The 20,103-nt window shown below is 72.1% G+C and carries 22 protein-coding genes; 10 read left to right on the forward strand and 12 right to left on the reverse strand.

Annotation, left to right across the window (positions count from 1 at the left end; genetic code table 11):
* The first annotated feature begins 120 nt into the window (after window positions 1–120).
* Complete coding sequence (locus ACTZWW_RS15850; protein ID WP_444781936.1) at window positions 121–1,272, forward strand: iron-containing alcohol dehydrogenase; 1,152 nt, start codon at window positions 121–123, stop codon at window positions 1,270–1,272.
* 103 nt (window positions 1,273–1,375) lie between these two features.
* Window positions 1,376–2,365 (forward strand): SDR family oxidoreductase, encoded by a 990-nt coding sequence (locus ACTZWW_RS15855; protein WP_444781937.1) that lies wholly within the window; start codon window positions 1,376–1,378, stop codon window positions 2,363–2,365.
* Here ACTZWW_RS15855 and murJ read toward each other — a convergent pair whose 3' ends face one another.
* Both murJ and ACTZWW_RS15865 read right to left on the reverse strand, forming a co-directional pair.
* Window positions 2,366–3,892 carry a murein biosynthesis integral membrane protein MurJ gene (murJ, locus tag ACTZWW_RS15860; RefSeq protein WP_444781938.1) on the reverse strand — a complete coding sequence of 509 codons (1,527 nt, stop codon included), beginning with the start codon at window positions 3,890–3,892 and terminating at the stop codon, window positions 2,366–2,368. It lies immediately after the preceding gene.
* A gap of 63 nt (window positions 3,893–3,955) precedes the next feature.
* Window positions 3,956–4,711, reverse strand: coding sequence for a class I SAM-dependent methyltransferase (locus ACTZWW_RS15865; protein ID WP_444781939.1), 756 nt, complete (start codon window positions 4,709–4,711; stop codon window positions 3,956–3,958).
* A 172-nt stretch (window positions 4,712–4,883) separates the two neighbouring features.
* Between ACTZWW_RS15865 and ACTZWW_RS15870 the strand changes: the two genes are divergently transcribed.
* Entirely contained in the window at window positions 4,884–5,267 is a 384-nt protein-coding gene (locus ACTZWW_RS15870; protein ID WP_444781940.1) for a GNAT family N-acetyltransferase, read from the forward strand.
* A 220-nt stretch (window positions 5,268–5,487) separates the two neighbouring features.
* Window positions 5,488–6,291: a ChbG/HpnK family deacetylase gene (locus ACTZWW_RS15875; protein ID WP_444781941.1), complete on the forward strand. Its 804-nt coding sequence runs from the start codon at window positions 5,488–5,490 to the stop codon at window positions 6,289–6,291.
* On the opposite strand, the gene ACTZWW_RS15880 is transcribed toward ACTZWW_RS15875, so the two are convergent.
* From ACTZWW_RS15880 to ACTZWW_RS15895, 4 genes are all read right to left on the reverse strand, one after another.
* Window positions 6,207–7,277: a DUF3137 domain-containing protein gene (locus tag ACTZWW_RS15880; protein ID WP_444781942.1), complete on the reverse strand. Its 1,071-nt coding sequence runs from the start codon at window positions 7,275–7,277 to the stop codon at window positions 6,207–6,209. The genes ACTZWW_RS15875 and ACTZWW_RS15880 overlap by 85 nt on opposite strands.
* 92 nt (window positions 7,278–7,369) lie before the next feature.
* The gene (locus ACTZWW_RS15885) at window positions 7,370–8,161 is read right to left on the reverse strand and encodes a hydroxypyruvate isomerase family protein (RefSeq protein WP_444781943.1); all 792 of its coding nucleotides are present in this window, start codon (window positions 8,159–8,161) and stop codon (window positions 7,370–7,372) included.
* Window positions 8,158–9,378: an acyl-CoA dehydrogenase family protein gene (locus ACTZWW_RS15890; RefSeq protein ID WP_444781944.1), complete on the reverse strand. Its 1,221-nt coding sequence runs from the start codon at window positions 9,376–9,378 to the stop codon at window positions 8,158–8,160. The genes ACTZWW_RS15885 and ACTZWW_RS15890 overlap by 4 nt, the downstream gene beginning before the upstream one ends.
* A gap of 43 nt (window positions 9,379–9,421) precedes the next feature.
* Window positions 9,422–10,183 (reverse strand): SDR family NAD(P)-dependent oxidoreductase, encoded by a 762-nt coding sequence (locus ACTZWW_RS15895; RefSeq protein ID WP_444781945.1) that lies wholly within the window; start codon window positions 10,181–10,183, stop codon window positions 9,422–9,424.
* Between the two features lie 291 nt (window positions 10,184–10,474).
* On the opposite strand from ACTZWW_RS15895, the gene ACTZWW_RS15900 reads away from it, so the two are divergent.
* Together ACTZWW_RS15900 and ACTZWW_RS15905 are read left to right on the forward strand one after the other, a co-directional pair.
* Window positions 10,475–11,695, forward strand: a complete 1,221-nt coding sequence (locus tag ACTZWW_RS15900) for a hypothetical protein (protein ID WP_444781946.1) — start codon at window positions 10,475–10,477, stop codon at window positions 11,693–11,695.
* A gap of 63 nt (window positions 11,696–11,758) precedes the next feature.
* Entirely contained in the window at window positions 11,759–12,712 is a 954-nt protein-coding gene (locus tag ACTZWW_RS15905; RefSeq protein ID WP_444781958.1) for an AEC family transporter, read from the forward strand.
* Window positions 12,713–12,787: 75 nt separating this feature from the next.
* Here the strand turns inward: ACTZWW_RS15905 and ACTZWW_RS15910 are convergent, their stop codons facing one another.
* Entirely contained in the window at window positions 12,788–13,384 is a 597-nt protein-coding gene (locus ACTZWW_RS15910; RefSeq protein WP_444781947.1) for a superoxide dismutase, read from the reverse strand.
* Between the two features lie 279 nt (window positions 13,385–13,663).
* Between ACTZWW_RS15910 and ACTZWW_RS15915 the strand changes: the two genes are divergently transcribed.
* Window positions 13,664–14,905, forward strand: a complete 1,242-nt coding sequence (locus tag ACTZWW_RS15915) for a hypothetical protein (RefSeq protein ID WP_444781948.1) — start codon at window positions 13,664–13,666, stop codon at window positions 14,903–14,905.
* Window positions 14,906–14,907: 2 nt separating this feature from the next.
* Here the strand turns inward: ACTZWW_RS15915 and ACTZWW_RS15920 are convergent, their stop codons facing one another.
* The 4 genes from ACTZWW_RS15920 to aptA form a co-directional block, all read right to left on the reverse strand.
* Entirely contained in the window at window positions 14,908–15,255 is a 348-nt protein-coding gene (locus ACTZWW_RS15920; RefSeq protein ID WP_444781949.1) for a type II toxin-antitoxin system RelE/ParE family toxin, read from the reverse strand.
* Window positions 15,245–15,514 carry a type II toxin-antitoxin system ParD family antitoxin gene (locus ACTZWW_RS15925; RefSeq protein WP_444781950.1) on the reverse strand — a complete coding sequence of 90 codons (270 nt, stop codon included), beginning with the start codon at window positions 15,512–15,514 and terminating at the stop codon, window positions 15,245–15,247. The genes ACTZWW_RS15920 and ACTZWW_RS15925 overlap by 11 nt, the downstream gene beginning before the upstream one ends.
* Before the next feature lie 62 nt (window positions 15,515–15,576).
* Window positions 15,577–16,125 carry an isochorismatase family protein gene (locus tag ACTZWW_RS15930; protein WP_444781959.1) on the reverse strand — a complete coding sequence of 183 codons (549 nt, stop codon included), beginning with the start codon at window positions 16,123–16,125 and terminating at the stop codon, window positions 15,577–15,579.
* A 19-nt stretch (window positions 16,126–16,144) separates the two neighbouring features.
* Window positions 16,145–17,497 carry an omega-aminotransferase AptA gene (gene aptA / locus ACTZWW_RS15935; protein ID WP_444781951.1) on the reverse strand — a complete coding sequence of 451 codons (1,353 nt, stop codon included), beginning with the start codon at window positions 17,495–17,497 and terminating at the stop codon, window positions 16,145–16,147.
* A gap of 500 nt (window positions 17,498–17,997) precedes the next feature.
* Between aptA and ACTZWW_RS15940 the strand changes: the two genes are divergently transcribed.
* The 3 genes from ACTZWW_RS15940 (at window position 17,998) to ACTZWW_RS15950 (ending at window position 19,100) form a co-directional block, all read left to right on the forward strand.
* Entirely contained in the window at window positions 17,998–18,210 is a 213-nt protein-coding gene (locus tag ACTZWW_RS15940; protein ID WP_444781952.1) for a hypothetical protein, read from the forward strand.
* Window positions 18,211–18,351: 141 nt separating this feature from the next.
* Window positions 18,352–18,639, forward strand: coding sequence for a DUF4164 domain-containing protein (locus tag ACTZWW_RS15945; RefSeq protein ID WP_444781953.1), 288 nt, complete (start codon window positions 18,352–18,354; stop codon window positions 18,637–18,639).
* A gap of 23 nt (window positions 18,640–18,662) precedes the next feature.
* Window positions 18,663–19,100, forward strand: coding sequence for a cell division protein ZapA (locus tag ACTZWW_RS15950; RefSeq protein WP_444781954.1), 438 nt, complete (start codon window positions 18,663–18,665; stop codon window positions 19,098–19,100).
* On the opposite strand, the gene ACTZWW_RS15955 is transcribed toward ACTZWW_RS15950, so the two are convergent.
* Complete coding sequence (locus ACTZWW_RS15955; RefSeq protein ID WP_444781955.1) at window positions 19,073–19,891, reverse strand: SDR family oxidoreductase; 819 nt, start codon at window positions 19,889–19,891, stop codon at window positions 19,073–19,075. The two genes, ACTZWW_RS15950 and ACTZWW_RS15955, sit on opposite strands and share 28 nt — an antisense overlap.
* Between the last annotated feature and the right edge of the window lie 212 nt (window positions 19,892–20,103).

Here is a 20,103-nt window from a genome sequence, read left to right on the forward strand (position 1 = left end):
TCCCCGCCACGGCGCTCGCGCGCCGCTCGACACGCACCCGAGGTTCTGGGTCCCGGACTTGCTTCGCAATCCGGAATGACAGAGCCGCGAAATGACCAAACCGCCCGAAGAAGCACCGCCATGCCCCTGCCCTCCTTCACCTTCGGCCCCTCCGGCCAGATCCTCTTCGGGCGCGGATGTGCGACGCAGGCGCCGGGGCTCGTAGCGGCGATGGCGCGCCGGGTCGTGGTCGTGCACGGGCGCGATCCCGCGCGCGCGCGATGGCTGCTCGACGGCCTGCGCGCCGAGGGCGTCGCCGTCGGCGCCCTCGCCTGCCCGGGCGAGCCGACGCTGCCCCTCCTGGAGGCGGCGCTGGCGACCGCCCGCGCGGCGACGCCCGATGCCGTCGTCGCCATCGGCGGCGGGGCGGCGATCGACATGGCCAAGGCGCTCGCGGCGCTGATCCCGCAGGAGACCGCCGCCCTCGACCATCTGGAGGTCGTCGGCCGCGGCCTCCCGCTCGGGGCCGATCCCCTCCCCTGCATCGCGCTGCCCACCACCGCCGGCACCGGCGCGGAGGTGACCAAGAACGCCGTCGTCGGCGTCCCGGAGCATCGCCGGAAAGTCAGCCTGCGCGACCCGCGCATGGTGCCGCGGCTCGCCATGGTCGATCCGGCGCTCACGGACGGCCTCCCGAAGGCGGTGACCCTCGCCTCGGGCCTCGACGCGCTGACGCAGGTGGTGGAACCCTATCTCAGCGCGCGCGCGAACCCCTTCACCGACGCGCTCTGCCGCGCCGCGATCCCGCTCGCGCTGCCTGCGCTCGCGACGCTGATGGAGCGCGAGGACGCGGACGCGCGCGACGCCATGGCGTTCGTCAGCCTCTGCGGCGGGCTCGCGCTCGCCCATGCGGGCCTCGGCGTCGTCCACGGCCTCGCCGGACCGATCGGCGGGCTGTCGGACGCACCCCACGGCGCCGTCTGCGGCGCGTTGCTGCCGCATGCGCTCGACGCCCTCGCGGCGCGGGCCGAGCCGGGCTCCGCCTTCGTCGCACGCGTCGCCGAGGTTCGCGAGATCCTGGGAGCCGCCCTCGGCGTCGCGCCCGAGCAGGCGCCAGCCGCACTCGCGTCCTTCTCGCGGGCGAGTGGCCTGCCCGGGCTCGTGGCGCTCGGCGTCGATCGCGCGGACTTCGCGACGCTGGCCGAGATGGCGGCGACGTCCTCCTCGATGAAGGCCAGCGCCATCGCCTTCACGCCCGACGCGCTCGTCGCGCTCCTCGACGCCGCCGCCTGAGGCGGGATCTCTCCAACCGGCAGATGCGCGAACGCGGGGGAACCCGCCGGACGCTGCGGCATTCGCGAGCCGCATGCACAGGCCGATCCCGACAGGAGGCATCATGAGCGACGAGACCAGGTTCCGCGAGGACGCCGCGCGCGTCGCGGAGGAATACCGCGCGATCCAGGCGCGGATCGACCGCGCCGACAGGTCCGGCGAGAGCGGCGAGGCCGGCCGCGAGGGCGCCATGCAGGCGGGCGCTCGGCGCTATCCGGAACTGCCCTACGCCAAGGCCCACCAGGACAAGCCCGGCTCCGAGGCCGACCTCGAGCCGCGCCCGCTCTACGACGCCCCGTTCTACAAGGGGTCGGCCAAGCTGGACGGCATGGCGACGATCGTCACCGGCGGCGATTCCGGCATCGGCCGCTCCGTCGCCGTGCTCTTCGCCCGCGAGGGCGCCGACGTCACGGTCGTCCATCTCGCCGAGGACGAGGACGCGCAGGAGACCCGCCGCGCCGTGGAGGCCGAGGGCCGGCGCTGCCTAGTGCTGTCGGGCGACGTCTCCGACGCCGCCTTCTGCCGCTTCGCCGTCGCCCGAACGCTGGAGGCGTTCGGGCGGCTCGACGTGCTCGTCAACAACGCCGCCTTCCAGGAGCACGCGATGGCGCTGGAGGACATCTCCGAGGAGCACTTCGACCGGACCCTGCGCACGAACCTGCGCGGCTGCTTCAACATGACGAAGGCCGCCGTGCCGCACCTGCCCTACGGCGGGTCGATCGTGAACACGGGCTCGGTGACGGGCATCAGGGGCAGCAAGACACTCCTCGACTACTCGATGACGAAGGGCGGCATCCATTCCTTCACGCGGGCGCTGGCGAGCCAGCTCCTGCCCCGCGGCATCCGCGCCAACGTCGTGGCGCCCGGGCCGGTCTGGACGCCGCTCAACCCGGCCGACGCGCCCGCCGAGGTCGTCGAGAACTTCGGCGGCGGATCGCAGATGGGTCGCCCCGCGCAGCCCGAGGAGCTGGCGCCGGCCTACGTCTTCCTCGCCTCGCCGCAGACCGCGAGCTACATCACGGGCGAGATCCTGCCGGTCATCGGCGGCTATTGATCAGCGCCGACCCAGGCGTACGCGGGCGAGCTTCAAGCCCAGGAGCACGAGCGCGCCGTAGACGAGCGCACCCGCGCCGGCGAGAAGGAGGAGATGCACCTCCGCCTCGAGCGCCGGCAGCCGCGCGGCGAGCGTCCCCGCGGGATCGCGCAGCGCCAGCACGGCAGCCGCGAGCGCCAGCGAGGCGGCGAGGCTCACGAAGAGCGTCTTGCCGAGCGTCGCGTCCGGCGCCGTCCAGCGACGGCGCCGGGCGAGGAAGAAGAGGAGCCCGACATTGACCCAGGCGCCGATCGCCGTGGCCACCGCGAGGCCGGGGGCGCCGAGCGGCTCCGTCAGCAGGATCTTGAAGACGACGTTGACCGCCACGCCCGTCAGCGAGGCGAAGACCGGGGTCGCGGTGTCCGAGCGGGAATGGAAGCTCGCGAGCCCGGCGCGGATCAGCACCACCGCCGGCAGCGCCGTCGCGTAGGCCGCGAGCACCGCGCCCGCCGCCGCCGCGTCCGCCGCCGTGAAGGCGCCGCGGCCGAAGAGGGCGTACATGATCAGGTCGGGCACCGCCACGAAGGCCGCCGCCGCCGGCAGCGCCAGCACGAGCACGAGGCCCACCGCGCGGTTCTGCGACGCATGCGCGCCGGCGACGTCCCCTTCGGCGATGCGACGGCTCATCTCCGGCAGGAGCACCGTGCCCGCGGCGATGCCGATGACGCCCACGGGGAGCTGGTAGAGCCGGTCGGCGTAGTAGAGCGACGACACGGCGCCCGCCGGCAGCAGCGAGGCGATGATCGTGTCGGCGAACATCGCGATCTGCACGCCGGCGGAGCCGATCAGCGCCGGGCCGAGCGTCTTGAAGAACTTCCTCACGTCCGGGTCGAGCCGCGGGCGCGCGAGCTTCGGCGCGATGCCCCGCGCGGCGGCGTCCCACCACACGAGCAGGAGCTCGAGCACGCCCGCCACCGCGACGCCCCAGGCGGCGGCATGGCCGGCGCTCGGGAAGAAGCCGGCGAGCAGCAGCCCCACGACCAGCGACACGTTGAGCAGGATCGGCGCCCCCGCCGCCGCGGCGAAGCGGTCGTGGGCGTTCAGCACCGCCGAGAGGAGCGTCACCAGCGTGACGAAGAGGAGGTAGGGGAAGGTGATGCGGGTGAGCGTCACCGTCAGGTCGAAGCGGTCCGGATCGTCGACGAAGCCCGGCGCGAGCAGGCCGACGAGCTGCGGCATGAGGGCGAGCGCCGCCGCCAGCACGAGGAGCTGGACGCAGAGCACGAGCGCAGTGATCCGGCCCGCGAAGATGCGCGCATCGCCATCTCCGCGTGCGGCGCGTGCCTGGGCATAGGTCGGGATGAAGGCGGCGTTGAAGGCGCCCTCGCCGAAGATGGCGCGAAAGTGGTTCGGCAGCCGCAGCGCCACGACGAAGGCGTCGGTGATCGGCCCGGCGCCCATCACGGCCGCCATCACCACGTCCCGCGCGAAGCCGGTGACGCGCGAGAGCAGGGTCCATCCGCCGACGGAGACGATCTTCTTGAGCATGACGGGTCCGCACTGCCTGTGGCGCTCCGCTCTAGCGCGCCGCCGGCCGCGTGTCATGCATCCTCACGACAGCCGGCCGAGGCGCAGCGCGATCGGCCAGCGGATCGCCTTCGGCCGATCCGGATCGCCCCAGGCGTCCGCGAGCCGTGCACGGAACGCCTCGATCGGCGCCTCCCCCTGTGCGCGCCGCAGGCCGGCGAGGGCGGACCACGTGCCCACGTAGCCCATCAGCGCCTCGAGCGGCCAGCGCACGCGAATCGCGAGCGGCTCGTGGGGGATCTCCTGGAACGGGAAGGGAAGCGTCGCGTAGCCCGCCTCCACATGGGCGCGTTCCGGCGGCCAGTACGGCCCGGCGACGCGACCGTAGAAGTCGGCGACGACGGCGTTCGCCGCCTCGTCTTCCGGGAGGTCGAGCGTCGCATAGGCCACGAGCGCGATCGCCGCACCGGGACGGGCGACGCGGCGGGCCTCGACGTAGAAGGCGTCGAGATCGAACCAGTGCGCCGCCTGCGCCGCGACGACGAGATCGGCGCAGCCCGTCTCCATGCCGGTCGCCTCGGCGGGCGCGCAGCGATAGACGACGCGGTCGTGCGGCTCGGCGCGAGCGATCTGCTCGGCGCTGGCGTCGACACCGACGACGCGCGCGAACTCGCCGGCGAGCAGACGTGTCAGCTGCCCGCTGCCGCAGCCGACGTCGAGCGCGAGCCCCGCCGCGGGCGTCGCCTGCGCCAGCGTCCATGCGAGCTCCGGCGGGTATGTCGGCCTGAAGCTCGCATAGGCCGCCGACGTGCGCGAGAAATGATCCTTGAACACCGCCATCGTACGCCTCCGATTCCAGTGGCCACGCTAGCTGCCGTTCTCACCCAACGGAACCTCGACGATGCACGAACCTTCCGAGAGCCGTATGACCAGGCCCCTCGACCTGCGCGCCGCCGGTCCCGACGACGCGGACGCTCTCACCGAGGTCTTCCTCGCGGCGCGGGATCACGCCATGCCGGATCTGCCGAAGCTCTACGACGAAGCGCAGACGCGATGGTGGATGCGACACGTCGTGATCGGCGCCCTCTCGACACGGACCGCGCTCGCCGAAGGCCGTATCGCCGGCTTCGCGTCGCTCTGCGAGTTTCGGCTGGAACATCTCTACGTCCACCCCGGCATGCAGGGCCGCGGCATAGGACGCCGTCTGCTCGACGCGGCGCGCGCGGACGTCGCCGAGTTGAGGTTGCGCGTCTTCCAGAGCAACATCGGCGCCCGACGATTCTACGAGCGAGCCGGATTCGAGCTCGAGGCTTTGTGCGACGGCTCGGACAACGAGGAAGGCGTGCCGGATGCCGTATACCTCTGGCGTCGGAGCGCGGAACCGCAGCGGACATGAGATGCCCCGACGAGACGACCGGAGAACGTCGGAGACCTGCCGGGACCTGACGGTCTCACGGGAAGAGGTCCGCGATAGCGTCGCATACCTGCGCCGGAAAAAACAGGCTTTCGGATTACGCGAGCCGACTCTTGGTCAGCGGGTCCTCGGTTCGAGCCCGACTAGCGCCGAAGCGGCACGCGCGCTAATCGGGGCTCGGCAGCGGCTCGCGGGGGACCCGGTGACGCGGAGCATCGTCGTCATGGCGGAGGATTACGGCGTCGCCCACGGCGTGTGCGATGCCGCGCTCGACCTCGTCGCCATGGGGCGCGTCTCCGCCATCGCGGTGCGGCCGGGCGGGCCCGCCTTCGCCACGCGGGTGGCGGAACTCTCTGCGCTGCCGCGGAGCATCGGCGTCGGCCTCGCCCTAGATCTCTCCGACGGGCGGCCGGCCGCCTTCCTCGCCAAGGCGATCGCCGGTCGGCTCGACCGCGACGCGCTCGTCGCGCGAATCCGGGGGCAGGTCGAGACCTTCGCGCAGGCCGTCGGGCGCCAGCCGGACTTCGTCGGCGCGCCGGGGGAGATCCACGTCGCGCCGGGCGCACGCGGCGCGCTCCTCCATGCGCTCGATGCGCAGGGTCTCGCCGGCGTGGCGTGGCTGCGCGACCCGTCCGAGCGGCTCTCCGCCCGCCTGCGCCGCGGCACGGGGTTCGCGCGGGCGAGCAGCGCGCATGCGCTGGCGGGCGGCTTCGCCGCGGGGGCGCGCCGGCGCGGCTACGGCGTCAACCGCGGCTATGCCGGCTTCCTCCCCGCGACCCGGGATCTCGCAATCCCGGCCGCCTACGAGCGGCTCGCGCAGGCGCCCGGTCCCGCGCCGCTCCTCGTGGTGCGCCCCGCCTATCCGGACGCGACGCTGGAGGCGCAGGACCGCCTGGCCGAGCGGCGCGGGCGGGAATTGTTCTATCTCTCCTCCACCAGGTTCTCCGACCTCATGGAGGTGCTCTCCTGGCGGCTCGTGCCGGCGCCGGAGGGCGCGTCGCCGTAGAAGCGGTCGACGAGCCGCAGCGGGAAGCTCATCTCGGCGAGGCTGCGATGGAGGTGGGGCTCGATGGCCGCGAGAGTCTCGTCCACAGGGCCGACGGAGACGAGCCGCAGCCCCGCCACCGCCAGGTGGAAGCGATCGCCGACGAAGGCGCCGCCCAGCCCCCGCTCCCGCCCGTCCGGCTCTGCACCTCGGGCGACGGCGACGAGCGCGTCCAGGAACGGCCCGTCGAGGAAGGCGCGCGCGCCGGCGGGGTCCTCCGCATGGACCTCGAAGGCGGCCTCGAAGCCGGGATGGCCGATCTCCACGCGCTCCAGGCCGCCGCGCAGGGTCCTGAGGAAGCCGTCGACGGCATTGAAGACGCGACCCGCGTCCCGCGTGATGACGATCGCGCCCGGCGCCGGGCGGGGCGTCGACAGCGTCGCGACCACGCCCTGGAACACGGTGTGGTACGTCGTGCGGCTCTTGCCGTCCGAGTCCGTCTCGCTGCGGCGCTCGGCCAGGCCCAGCTCGCAGGCGCGGATCTCGACGTCTCGGTAGCGGCCGGCGAGACCGTCCGCCCATCCCGCGCGATCGTAGGGAGGAAGCAGGTCGAGCGCGCGCAGCGGGGCGAAGTCCGGCCGCTCCTCGGCCACGGGGTCGTAGCGCAGCCCGAGGAAGCCGGCGAGATGCGGCATCAGCCCGGCCTTCACCCGCCCCGCGAAATCCTCCTGGCCGACGCTCGCGACGAGCAGCGCCGCGACGAGGCCGCCGAAGGCGACGAAGGCGGTGACGACGAGGCGGATGTCCCAGCCGATCGGCGCGAGGAGCGTCGCCCCGAGCAGCACGACGACGACCGCGGCGACGATCCGCAGGCGCAGCCGACGCCGTCCGAGGATGGCGAGGCGCTCGCGCTCGAGCTTCGGCAGGATGGGTGCGACGTCGCGCGCGAAGACGGCCGCGAAGCCGCGCTCCCACGGGGCGCTCTCGGTGAACGGCTCGATGTGCATGGCGGTCACGTCTCCGCTGGCGATGTCGATCGCCACCTTCGTCGGATGCGGGCGCGATCCGGTTCACGGGAACGCGTCGCCGAGCGTCGCGGTCACCCGATCCCGAGCCGCTCCATCCAGGCGAGCCCCGCCGCCGTGTCGCCGCGGGGCTTGTACTCGAGGCCGATCAGGCCCTCCCAGCCGCTTGCGGCGATCTCCTCGAAGATGGCGCGATAGGCGATCTCGCCCCCGTCCGGCTCGCCGCGATCGGGCACGGCGGCGACCTGGACGTGGCCGACGAGCGGCAGCAGGCGCCGGAAGCGGCGGATCAGGTCCCCCTCGCCGATCTGCACATGGTAGAAATCGAACAGGAGCTTCACGTTGTCCCGCTCGACCTCGCCCAGGATCTCCGCGATCTCGTCCGCACGGGAGACGAAGTATCCCGGCCGGTCGTAGGCGTTGAGCGGCTCGACCAGGATGGTGATGCCGTCGGGCGCCGCCCGGTCCGCCGCCTCGCGCAGGTTGGCGACGTAGGTCGCGCGCGCCGCCTCCCGATCGGCCGGCGCGGGATGGCCGGCCATGACGTGAACGCCCGTCACGCCCAGCGCACGGGCATAGCCGAGCGCCTCGTCGAGATCGGCGCGGAACGCCTCCTCGCGCCCGGGCAGCGCCGCGCGCCCCCATTCGCCGGGGCCGCCGGGGCGGGTGTTGAGCCCCGTCATCCGCACGCCCGCCGCCGCGAGGCGCGCGGCCAGCGTCTCGACGGGATGGTCGTAGGGGAAATGGCACTCGACCTGCGGGAAGCCGCACGACGCCGCGGCGTCGATGCGCTCGAGGAACGGCAGGTCGGGAAACAGAAGCGCGATGTTGGCGGTGAGGCGGTCTCGGGGGAGGATCGAGCTCATGGCGCGCCCTCCCCGTCCGCGACGTCCCAGCGCCAGAACCCGTCGCCCTCCTCGGCGAGGTGGCGGTTGAGCACCATCTTGTGGACCTCGTCCGCGCCGTCGACGAGCCGCGCCTGGCGGGCGTAGCGGTAGATCCACTCGAGGACCGTGTCCTTCGAGTAGCCCCGCGCCCCGTTGATCTGGATCGCGACGTCGGCAGCCTCGTGCAGGAGGTTCGCCACCGCGATCTTCGCCATCGAGATCTCCTTCCTGGCGAAGGAGCCGCGGTCGAGCGCCCAGGCGGCCTTCATCACGAGGAGGCGGCCGACCTCGATCTTCATGCCGAGATCGCCCAGCATCAGCTGCACGCTCTCCCGGTCGGCGAGGCGCACGCCGAAGCCCTCGCGCTCGGCGGCGTAGGCGCGGGCGATCTCGACGCAGCGCTCGGCGAGGCCGAGCCAGCGCATGCAGTGCGTCAGCCTCGCAGGGCCGAGGCGGATCTGCGTCGCCTTGAGCCCGTCGCCGACGCCCATCAGCACGGCGTCGTCGGGGACGACGAGCCCGTCGAAGACGAGCTCGCAATGCCCGCCGTGCTCCTCCGGCCCCATGATCGGGATGCGCCGGACGATCTCCCAGCCGGGCTGTCCGGCGTCGAACAGGAAGGCGGTCAGCCCGCGCCGCGCGTCGTCCGAGGTGCGTGCGATCAGCACGAAGTGGCGTGCCGCGGCGGCGCCGGTGATGAACCACTTGCGCCCGGTGATCCGCCAGCCGCCGCCCACACGCTCGGCGCGCGTGGCGATCATGCCGGGATCCGAGCCGCCGCCCGGGTGCGGCTCGGTCATGGCGAAGGCCGAGCGCACCGCACCGGAGACGATGGGCGCGAGCCAGCGCGCCTTCTGCTCGGGCGTCGCGACCTTCTCGAGCAGCATCATCGTGCCGTCGTCCGGCGCGGCGGAATTGAACACGACCGGGCCGAAGATCGAGCGGTTCATGGCTTCGTAGCAGACCGCCATGCCCTGCTTGTCCAGGCCACCGCCGCCGGTCTCGGGCCGCAGCTGCAGGCACCACAGTCCTTCGGCCCGCGCCTTGGCCCGCATGTCGGCGAGCACCGGCAGCGCGATGTTCTCGTGCGCGTCCCACGCCGCCGGGTCGCTCTCGAGCGGGATCAGCTCGCGCGCGACGAAGGCGTGGATGCGCCGGCGCAGGTCCTCGACGCGGGGGGAGATCGTGAAGTCCATGGTCACTCCGCGTTGGGGGCGGCGTCGGCACGGGCCACCGCCGTCACAGCCCCGATACCAGATGCCCGCCGTCCACCGGCACCAGCGCGCCGGTCATCCAGGGCGCGGCGTCGGTGGCCAGCAGCAGGAAGGCGGCGTCGAGGTCCTCGGGCTTCCCCAGGCGCCGCATCGGGATGCGCTTGACGAGCGCCTCCCCCGCCGGCGTGTCGAAGAAGCCCACGTTGATCTCGGTCTCGATGTAGCCCGGCGCGAGCGCGTTGACGCGGATGCCGAAGCGCGCCCATTCCAGCGCGAGCGCCGCGGTCATCTGCTTCACGCCCGCCTTGGAGATGCAGTAGGGCGCGACCCCGCCGGCGACCCGCTCGGCGACGATCGAGGCGATGGTGACGATCGTGCCGGGGCGCCCCGCGTCGCGCCAGGCGCGCGCCGCGTGCGTCGCCATCAGCCAGGGCCCGCGCAGGTTCGTCGCCATGACCGCATCGAAGGTCTCGACGGGCAGGTCGATGGCCGCGCCGGGACCGCTGATCCCGGCGTTGTTGACCAGCACGTCGAGCGGCGCGGAGAGCGCGTCGAAGCAATCGGCGACCGAATGCGCGTCCGTCACGTCGAGGTCCAGAGCTGCGGCGCCGGCCGCACCCGCGGCCTCCAGCTCGCCGACGAGGGCGGCGAGGCGCTCGCGCCGGCGCGCGGCGACGCTGACGCGGGCGCCGTGGCGGGCGCACAGCCGCGCGAAATGCGCGCCGAGCCCGCTCGATGCCCCCGTGATCAGGACATGCCGCCCGGCCAGCCGTGCCCCGAGATCCATGCCGCTCCTCCGCCCGCGGTCTCGCGCCGCGTTCAGACAGGTTCGAACGGCCGCGCCCCCCGGTCAAGCACCGGGCGCGGAGCCGAGCCGGCGCTCGGTGCTCGAGCGCTGCTGCGGTGCGAAGAACACCGCTTGACGTTGGGCAACTTCTGAAACTATGATGAGGCAGTGTGCAATTGATGCGGGAACGGGCGCCGGGCGCCGAAACAACATGCGGGCGCATATATTGACTCAGGGTTGCGTTCATGGCCCATATTGCGGTGCAACATCCTGCACTGCGAGGGCCATGCCATGAACCTCTCCTTCCCGTCCGGCCACGTTCCCCGCTATTCCGACTTCGAGCTCGCCGGCCTGCTCGACGAGACCCTCCGCGAGGGGACGGAGCGCTGCCCCTTCTCGGTTCCCGCCGCACGCAAGGCGGCGCTCGCGCGGCGCATCGTCGGCACCGGCGTGCGCGACGTCGTCTTCGGCTCCGCGCCGAGCGATCCCGACCTGATGGCGGAGGTGCTCGCCGAGCTCGAGCGCGACGGCGCGATCGAGGGCGTGCGCCTCGCCTTCATCCTGCTCCTCAACTGCTGGGAGCCGCTGCTCGAGCGGTTCGCCCGGTTCCCGGACGCGCTCAAGGACCACGTCTGCATCAGCTACGGCATGGTCGATCACCGCTCCGACGAGCGGCTGTTCGAGCGCGTGCACGAGCGCTTCCGCGCGCTGGGCTTCCGGCACTTCCGCGTGAGCCTCATCAACAACTTCTCGCGCGGCGTCGACGAGGCCGCCTATGCCCACATCGTCCGCCAGATCGACCGCTCGCTCGCGCTCGGCATCGACACGGTGCGCATCAACGACTCGCTGGGCGTCTGCTACCCGGAGACGATGGCGGTGCTCGCCGCGAACCTCGTCAACGACTACCCGCAGGTGCATTTCTGCGTCCACGCCCACGACGATAAAGGGCTCGGCCTGCAGAACGCCCTGACCTCGATCTACCACGGCTTCGACCTGATCGAGGGCGGCTTCTCCGGCTTCGGCAACCGCTCGGGCCTGCCCGCGATCGAGGTGCTGCTCGCGATCTTCGCCGAGAAGAACATCACCATCCGCGGCCTCGGGCTCGATCCCGACGCGGCGCGGACGACGGGCTACGCCGCCGAGGACACGTTCCTCGTCGTGCCCAACGTCTACCGGGCGGTGACGGGGCGCGTCGTGAACTGGGAGAACCTCGGGGTGGCGAACATCCCGGACTATCTCGGCTCGGAGCGGCGGGCGCGAAAGTTCCTCACCGACGTCGGGACGCACGACCAGACGCTGCGCGACGTCCTACGCAAAGCCGGCCGCCCGGCGCCCGACGAGAGCAACGCCCTCGAGCCGCTGCGCGCGGCGCTCCACGCCGAGCTCGACGCCGCCTACGTCGCCAAGCGCCGCGCCTACGAGAGCCTGATCGAGGGCATCGAGGCGCTCTACGGCGAGGGAATCATGTTCGAGGACGTGGCGGTCGCGCGCGCCGAGGCACTGGCCGTGTGAGCGCGCTGGGTGGATCATCGGGATCGGTGCATCGCCGATCCCGCGAGAGAGGTCGTGCCGGCAATGCTCCAGATCGTGGCGCCCATCTTCGCGGTGATCCTGGCCGGGTACCTGTTCGCCCTGTGGCGGGGCGTCGACAAGGCGGGGACGCGGCTCCTCAACGAATACGTCCTCTACGGCGCCCTGCCGGCGCTGCTCTTCATCGCGGTTGCGCGCGCCGATCCGGCGGAGCTGCAACAATGGAGCTTCATGGGCGCCACGCTCGCGGGCATCGCCGCCGCCTTCGTGCTCGGGGCGCTCGCCGCACGGCTCGGGGGCACGGCGATGCCGCAGGCGACGATCCCCGCCATGGCCGCCTCCTACGGCACGACGGGGTACATGGGCGTGCCGATCCTGATCACCGCGCTCGGCACGGGCGCGGCGGTGCCCGCCGCCATCGCGACGATCCTGCACAACGTGCCGGTGATCATGACGGTGATCCTCCTCAACGACCTGCTCTCGCGCCGCGGCGCGGGTGGCGCCGGCGGCGGGGCGGCGATCGCCGGGGCGCTCAAGGCGACGCTGACGAACCCGTTGACGGTCGCCGTCGTCGTGGGCGTCGTGGTGAGCGTCGCGGGCGTCCCCCTGCCCACCCCCGTCGCCCTCTTCGCCGATTTCCTGGGCGCGGCGGCGGGTCCGACGGCGCTGTTCGCGCTCGGGCTCGGGCTCGCCCAGCTCGACGCCTCGGCATTGATCGACAAACGGCGGATCTCCCGCATCCTGCCGCTCATCGCCATCAAGGTGGTGATCCAGCCGCTCGTCACCTTCGCGGTGGCGATCTACGGGCTCGGCATGGACACGAGCGACCTCTGGTTCGTCGCGGCGCTGATCATGGCGGCGCAGCCGATCGGCGCGGGCGTGTTCGTCTTCGCCTCGAAGTACCAGCATTTCGAGGACGAGACGTCATTGGCGATCATCGCCTCCCTGATCGTCACGCTGGTGACGCTGCCGATCCTGCTCGCGCTCTACGCGACGTGAGATCCCGCCGACCGGAAACGAGAACGGGACCCCGCGAGGGGTCCCGTTCCTGTGCGCGCCAGGGCGACCCGGCGGTCAGCCGGCCTCGTTGTAGAGCTTCTCGACGTATTCCCAGTTCACCAGGTGGTCGAGGAAGGCCTTGATGTAGTCCGGACGGCGGTTGCGGTAGTCGATGTAGTAGGAGTGCTCCCACACGTCGCAGCCGAGAATCGGCGTCGCGCCGTGGACGAGCGGGCTCTCGCCGTTGGGCGTCTTCATGATGGCGAGCTTGCCGTCCTTCACGGCGACCCAGCACCAGCCGGAGCCGAACTGGCCGACGCCCGCCGCGACGAAGTCCGACTTCATCTTCTCGACGCCGCCGAGATCCTCGACGATCCTCTTCTCGAGCGCGCCGGGGATGGAGCCTCCGCCGCCCGGCTTCATCCAGTTCCAGAAGTGGAGGTGGTTGTAGTGCTGGCCGGCGTTGTTGAAGAGCGCCTGGTTGGTGCCGTAGGATCCCTTGACGATCTCCTCCAGCGACTTGCCGGCGAGCTCGGATCCCTCCAGCAGCTCGTTGCCCTTGGTCACGTAGGCGTTGTGGTGCTTGTCGTGATGGAATTCGAGCGTCTCGGCCGACATGTACGGCGAGAGCGCGTCGTAGGCGTAAGGCAGGGGGGGAAGCTCGAAGGACATGGGTCTCTCTCCTGGGACGTTCGTCGTGACCATCGTCGGCCGGTCGTCTCGGTGCGCGCGGCAGCGCGCGGCGCCAAAGAACTAAGCCTCGCGCCGCCGTCCGGCAACCGTGGGCGCAGCCGGCGGGCATGCGGGATAACGCACGAGGACGACGTTTCGACGGCGGCGCATGGAACCGAAGCCGCCGCCCGGCCGATCCTCCTCGGATTGGCAACGCCGCGCGTTCGACATACCGTGACGGCGTGCGCGTCTCCCGGCACGTGTTCGCGAAGGTCACCCATGTTCGTCGTCCTCTACGTCGTCGCCGCCGCCATGGTCGTGGGCGGGGCCTTCGCGGTCCTGACGGGCTGGGAAATCCTTCTCCTTGAGCGCGGCTGGTCCATGGTGATCGCGGGGGCGACGCTCGCCACCGGAGGGCTCGTGCTGGCCGGCGTCGCCGCCGCCGCGCGGGCGCTCGCGACGCGGCTCGATTCGCTCGCGGACGCGGTGCGCGCGAGCCGGAACGCCGCGGCACCGGCCTTCCCGCGCCGGCCGGGAACGTCCGCGGCCGATGCCGCGGAGCTCTCCGCACCCGCGCCGAGCGAGACGTCCGCAGCGCCGCACAGTCGCGAGATCGCGCCGAAACTGCCGCCGCAGGACGCGGCGACGCCGGCCGGCCCGGCGCCCGCCGCGGCGCTCGGCATCGGCGGCGTCGCAGCGGAGGCGATCGCGCCGTCGCTGAAGACGGCACCGCCGGAGCCGGATGGCGGCCTGCCACCCCTCGACCTCGGGCCCGTGCCGGAGCGACCGAGCGACGAGCCGAAGGCCGAGGCAATGCGGGCAGAGGGTCTGCAGCTCGAGAAGCCGCAGGGCGAGGAGCTGTGGATCGAGCCGCCCTCGGCGGACGCGCCGCCGGCGCCTCCTGCGAGCGAGGCCGACGCCGTCGCGGACGCGCAGCCCGAAACACCCGCCGCGCCTCCGGTCGCGCCCGAGAAGGAGGAGGAAAAGGAGGAGGAGGAGGAGCAGGAGCAGGAGGAGGCCGATGCGGCGGTGGTCCCCCGTGCCGGCATCGAGGAGCCGATCCTCTCGCCCCGCGAGCCGAGCCGCATCGCCGCCGAGGCGGACGCGCTGACCCGCCGGCACGAGGCGAACGAGCCCGCGCCGCTCCCCGCGGAGCCCGTCGCGCACGAGAGCGCCGAGGCCCAGCCGGCGGCGGACGAGATCACGCCCGCACCGAGCCACGTCCCGGGCGAGGTTCCGGAGGAAGCGGCCGACGATGCCGCACCGGCCGACGCGCCGCGTGCCGAGGACGCCGCCCTCGGCGAGACTCCCGACGAGGCCGGTGCCGAGCCGCCCGCGCCCCCGCACGTCGTCGGCACCCACGTCTCGGGCGCAAACCGCTACGTCATGTATTCCGACGGCTCGATCGAGGCCGAGACGCCCGACGGCCGCCTCGTCTTCGGCTCGATCGAGGAGCTGAAGGGCTACGTCGCCTCCTCCGGCGAGGACCCTAGCGGCGCGAGCCGGACGGGGCCCGGGTGAGATCACTTGGGCAGCAGACGTTCCGCCATCTTCGGCCTGTGGTTCTGCGCACCGAAGAAGACGCCGAGAACGAGGACGGCTTGATCGTCCTCGTCGAGCTTGAAGTAGATGATCGCTCTGTCGACGGTGAGATGGCGCAGTCCAGCAAGCAGATCGTCATCGCGACGCCCGCGATAGGGACGTTCGGCGAGGCTGTCCGCAACCTCGCGTATCTCGCCGACCCGGCGTGTAGCACGAGCACGTGCTTGCGCCGCCGTTTCGCCGAACTGGCGGTAGCTTCGCAAGAGATGTCTGTAGACGGTCTGAAAATCCGTGAGGGCGGCACGCGCGTAGCGAACCCTACGGCTCATTCTCGCCGTGCTCCCGCTCGATCATCTCGGTGATCAGCGCTTCCATCTCCTCTGACGAGACGAAAGGCCCTTCCAGGCGCTCCAGCAGAAGGCGCCGCAAATCGGCGCGGCTCGAAGACGTCTCCTCGACCTGCTCGCGCAGCAGATCGAGAGCACTCTCCAGGACGTCCTGAGCGCTGCCGAACCGGCCGGTCTCGACCAGTCGCTCCACGAAGGCCTTGTGATCCCGGCTGACGAGGATCGGAGACGCGTCGGTCATGGCAAACCTCCAAGGCGACGGTACCACGTGACGCCCATGCGGCAAGCGCCGCATGGCCGCGCTCACTTCACCAGCCCCAGCACCTCCCGGAACGCCGGATCGTCGCCCCGCTCCGCCCATTCGAAGGCCGCCATCTCGCTCGTGACCCAGTGGCCGCCGGCGTGGAGGAGGCGCGCGGTCGCGGCGTGGAGGTCCGCCTCGGCGCGGCTCGCCACGGCGTCGGCGACGACGAAGACGTGGAACCCACGCCCGATCAGGTCGAGCGCCGTCTGGAGGACGCAGACGTGCGCCTCCGCGCCGACGATCACCACCTGGTCGCGCCCCCGCGCGAGGTTGGCGTCGAGCCAGCCGGCGATCGCCGGGTCCGCGGCGGCGCTGAAGCCGATCTTCTCGAAGACCGGCGCCCTCTCCGGCAGCGCCGCGCGGATCGGCGCCACGAGCGGCCCGAGCCCCTTCGGGTAGTGCACGCAGGCGGCCACCGGGATGCCGAGGAGGCCCGCCGCCCGCAGCACGATCGCGGCGCGCGCGAGCGCCGCCTCGCCGCGCGGGAGCGCCGGCAGAAGGCGCTCCTGCAGGTCGACGGCGAGGACCTGGGCCCTGTCGCGGCGCATCAGCACGGGCGTGATCGCCTCACGCCACCGCGCGGATGACGCGCCCGACCTTGTCGACGATCTCGCCGATCTGGTCCTCGGTGATGATCAGCGGCGGCGTCAGCGCGATCGTGTCCGCGGTGATGCGGATGACGACGTCGTGCTCGCGGAAGGCGAGGTCCATCGCCTCGAAGGCGCGCTTGCCGACGCCGTCCGGGCGCGAGGCGAGGTCGATCGCGCCCACCAGGCCCACGGTGCGGATGTCGAGCACGTTCGGCAGCTCCCTGAGCGACATCATCGCGTCCGCCCAGATCGGCTCGAGCGCGAGCGCGCGCTCGAACAGCTTCTCCTCCCGGTAGAGGTCGAGCGTGGCGATCGCCGCGGCGCAGGCGAGCGGGTGGCCGGAATAGGTGTAGCCGTGGAAGAGCTCGATGACGTGCTCGGGACCCTTCATGAAGGCGTCGTGCACGCCCTTGCGCACGATCACGCCGCCCATCGGCACGGTGCCCGAGTTCACCGCCTTGGCGAAGGTGATCATGTCGGGCACGACGCCGTAGCGCTCGGCCGCGAAGGCGAAGCCGAGGCGCCCGAAGCCGGAGATCACCTCGTCGAAGACGAGCAGGATGTTGTGCTTGTCGCAGATCTCGCGCAGGCGCTTCAGGTAGCCCTTGGGCGGCGGCAGCACGCCGGTGGAGCCCGCCATCGGCTCGACCACGACGGCCGCGACCGTCGAGGCGTCGTGCAGCGCGACGATGCGCTCGAGATCGTCGGCGAGGTGCGCGCCCCACTCCGGCTCGCCCTTCGTGAAGGCCTGGTGCTCGCGCGAGTAGGTGTGCGGCAGGTGGTCGACGCCCGCGAGCAGCGTGCCGAAGAACTTGCGGTTCGTGACGATGCCGCCGACCGAGATGCCGCCGAAGCCCACGCCGTGATAGCCGCGCTCGCGCCCGATGAGCCGCGTCTTCTGCCCCTGCCCCGAGACGTTCCAGTAGGCGAGCGCGATCTTGAGCGCCGTGTCGATCGCCTCCGAGCCGGAATTGGTGAAGAACACGTGGTCGAGGTCGCCCGGCGCCATCTGCGCGATGCGCGCGGCCGCCGCGAAGCCGTGCGGGTGGCCGAACTGGAAGGCGGGCGAGTAGTCGAGCTCCTGCGCCTGGCGCTGGATCGCGGCGACGATCGGGTCGCGGGCATGGCCGGCGTTGCAGGACCACAGGCCGGCGATGCCGTCGATCACCTGCCGACCGTCCGGCGTCGTGTAGTGCATGTCCTTGGCGCCGGTGATCATGCGCGGCGCGCTCTTGAAGGCGCGGTTGGCCGTGAAGGGCATCCACCAGGACGAGAGGTCGTTGGGCGCCCTCACGTCGTTCGCCGCGCGCATCGTCGTCCCGGTATCCATGCCGCCGTCCTTCCCTCGTTCTCGCCCTCGTTCGCGGGCCCGGGCGCGCAGCGCGCGCCGCGGGAGCGGATGCTAGCAGCGTCTCGGGCGGAAGGGAAAGCGCCAAGCGGCGCGAACCCGGAACGGGCCGGCGCACGAGCCGACGAGGAGGATTCCTCGCACCGGCTGCGTATCATGCCGGATGGGGGACGAGACGCTTGCAATTTCCCGCCGCGCGACACATCTTCATCCATACGCGACGTCGATATCCCGACGCGCCCGCCGTGGCCGACGCCGTGAGGCGTCGAGTGCGTGCCGATGCCCGCAGGACGCGGAACCGGCCAACGCCCCGCGACGTTTCACCAATGTCCCGACGGCATTCCGCCGCGAGGCACCCCAACTCGGCATCCGAGCGGCTCATCGCCCGTCACGCGCCTGTCGCCATGCAATGGCACGTTCGCGCTCCAGACGGGACCGCCCTCGCCTCCGAGCCATTGCAAGAAGAACGAAGACACCAAGCCATGCAGTTCGAGATTCACCCCCAGATCGACCGTCGCCCCGATGGCGACATCTTCACCGTGGCGCGGCTGTTCGCCGCCGGCCGGGCCGGCAAGCGCGACCTGAGCCACATGATCGACCGTTCCTATCCCTACCAGTCGCTGCGCGAGCTGCGCTGGCACCTCGCCGAGCGCTTCTCGCTGCCGGTGAAGGGCGTGGACGTCCGCGCGGCCTGATACCGCGCCTCAGCGGCTGGGCCTAAAGGCCCGTGAACACGGATCGAATTCCGGTGGAAAGCGGCGAGCCTCGGCTTGCCGCTTTTCGATTCGCCCCATACGCTCAGGTCTTCTGTCGCAGGCTTTTCGGGGAGCGCTGGCATGGCCGTTCCGCTCGACGAGGCGCTCAAGCGGCTCGAGGCCTCGCTCGGGCAGCTCGAGGCGGCCGTGGCGCGGCGGCTCGAGGCCGAGCGCAGCCGCGCCGACCTCGAGACCGAGCTCCAGATCATGCAGGACGACCGCGCCCGCCTCGCGGTCGACCTCGAGAGCGCGAGCGTTCGGCTCGAGGCGCTCGAGGCGACGACGCGGGACGTCGAGGGCCGCGTCGGCCGCGCGCTCGCCGCCGTACGCGGCGTGCTCGAGGACGCCGGGGTCGCCCCCCACCTGTGACGAGAGCGTCGGAGGGTCCCCCCGTGCCCCAGATCACAGTCCTCATTGCCGGCAAGACCTACCGCATGGCCTGCGGCGAGGGCGAGGAAGCGCGGCTCGAGGGCCTCGCCGCGATGCTCGACGCCAAGATCGGCGAGATGCGCGAGGCCTTCGGCGAGATCGGCGACATGCGCCTGCAGGTCATGGCGGCGCTCACCTTCGCCGACACCCTCGTGGACGCCCAGGCGCGCATCGGCTCGCTCGAGGCCGAGGTGGCCGAGCTGAGGAGCACGCTCGCGGGCGCGGACGAGCGGCGCCAGGCGAGCGAGGACAAGGTCGCCCACGCGGTGGTGAAGGCCGCCGACCGGATCGAGCGGCTCGCCAAGGGCCTTGCGCTCGGACAGGGCGGTGCCGGCCAGGAGCCGCACGCGCAGGACTCGGGCGCCGAGGCGCCTCAGCCACCCTCGCGGAAGCCCGGATAGAGCGCCATCCCGCCGTCGACCACGATCGTCTCGCCGGTGACGTAGTCGCTCGCGTCGCAGGCGAGCCAGAGCGCCGCCTGGGCGACGTCGTCGGGCGCGCCGACGCGGCCGTAGGGGATCAGCTCGAGCAGCTCACGCTCCGCCTCCGAATCCTCCCAGGACTCTCTGTTGATCTTCGTCTTTATCGCGCCGGGCGCGATGCCGTTCACGCGGATCCTCTCGTGGGCGTATTCCTGGGCGAGCGACTGCATCATGAGCATGATGCCGCCCTTCGACGCCGCGTAGTTCACCCGCCCCGCCCACGGGATGAACTGGTGCACGGACGAGATCGAGACGATCTTCCCCAGCGACGGGCAGGTCTGCGGCACCATGCCCCGGCGGCGGAACTCGCGGATCGCCTCCCGGCACGCGAGGAACTGCCCCGTCAGGTTGACGTCGATGACGGTGCGCCAATCCGCGAGGCTCATCTCGTGGGCGGGCGCGTCGCGCTGGAGCCCGGCATTGGCGACGAGGATGTGCACCGTGCCGAAGGCGCGCCGCGCCTCCTCGAACAGCCGCGCGACGTCCTCCTCCTTCGAGACGTCCGCCTGGACGGGGATGGCGCGGCGCCCGGCGGCCTCGATCTCGGCCACGACGGCGCGCGCACCGTCCTCGCTGCTGCGGTAGTTCACGACGACGTCGGCGCCGGCCTCGCCCAGCAGCCGGGCGATGCCCGCGCCGATGCCGGACGACGCGCCGGTGACGACGGCCGCCTGGCCGCTCAGGTCGAAGAGATCCGCGATCGCGCTCATGGCCGTCCTCCGCTCGCCGCATGGGATCGGGGAAACGGCCGGAGGGCGCCTGTCGTTCAGCCGCGCTCGACGTCGCTCTACTGGAACGCCGGCACGACGCGGATGACGCGCGATCCGTCGGGGCGGGTCTCGGTGCGCGGCAGCGCCGAAGCCGGCTCTGGCGCGGGCCGCGCGGCGCGTGCCGGCCGGGCGGCCTCCGCACGGGCAGCGGC

Source organism: Salinarimonas sp. NSM (assembly GCF_052380005.1).
Lineage (GTDB): Bacteria > Pseudomonadota > Alphaproteobacteria > Rhizobiales > Beijerinckiaceae > Salinarimonas.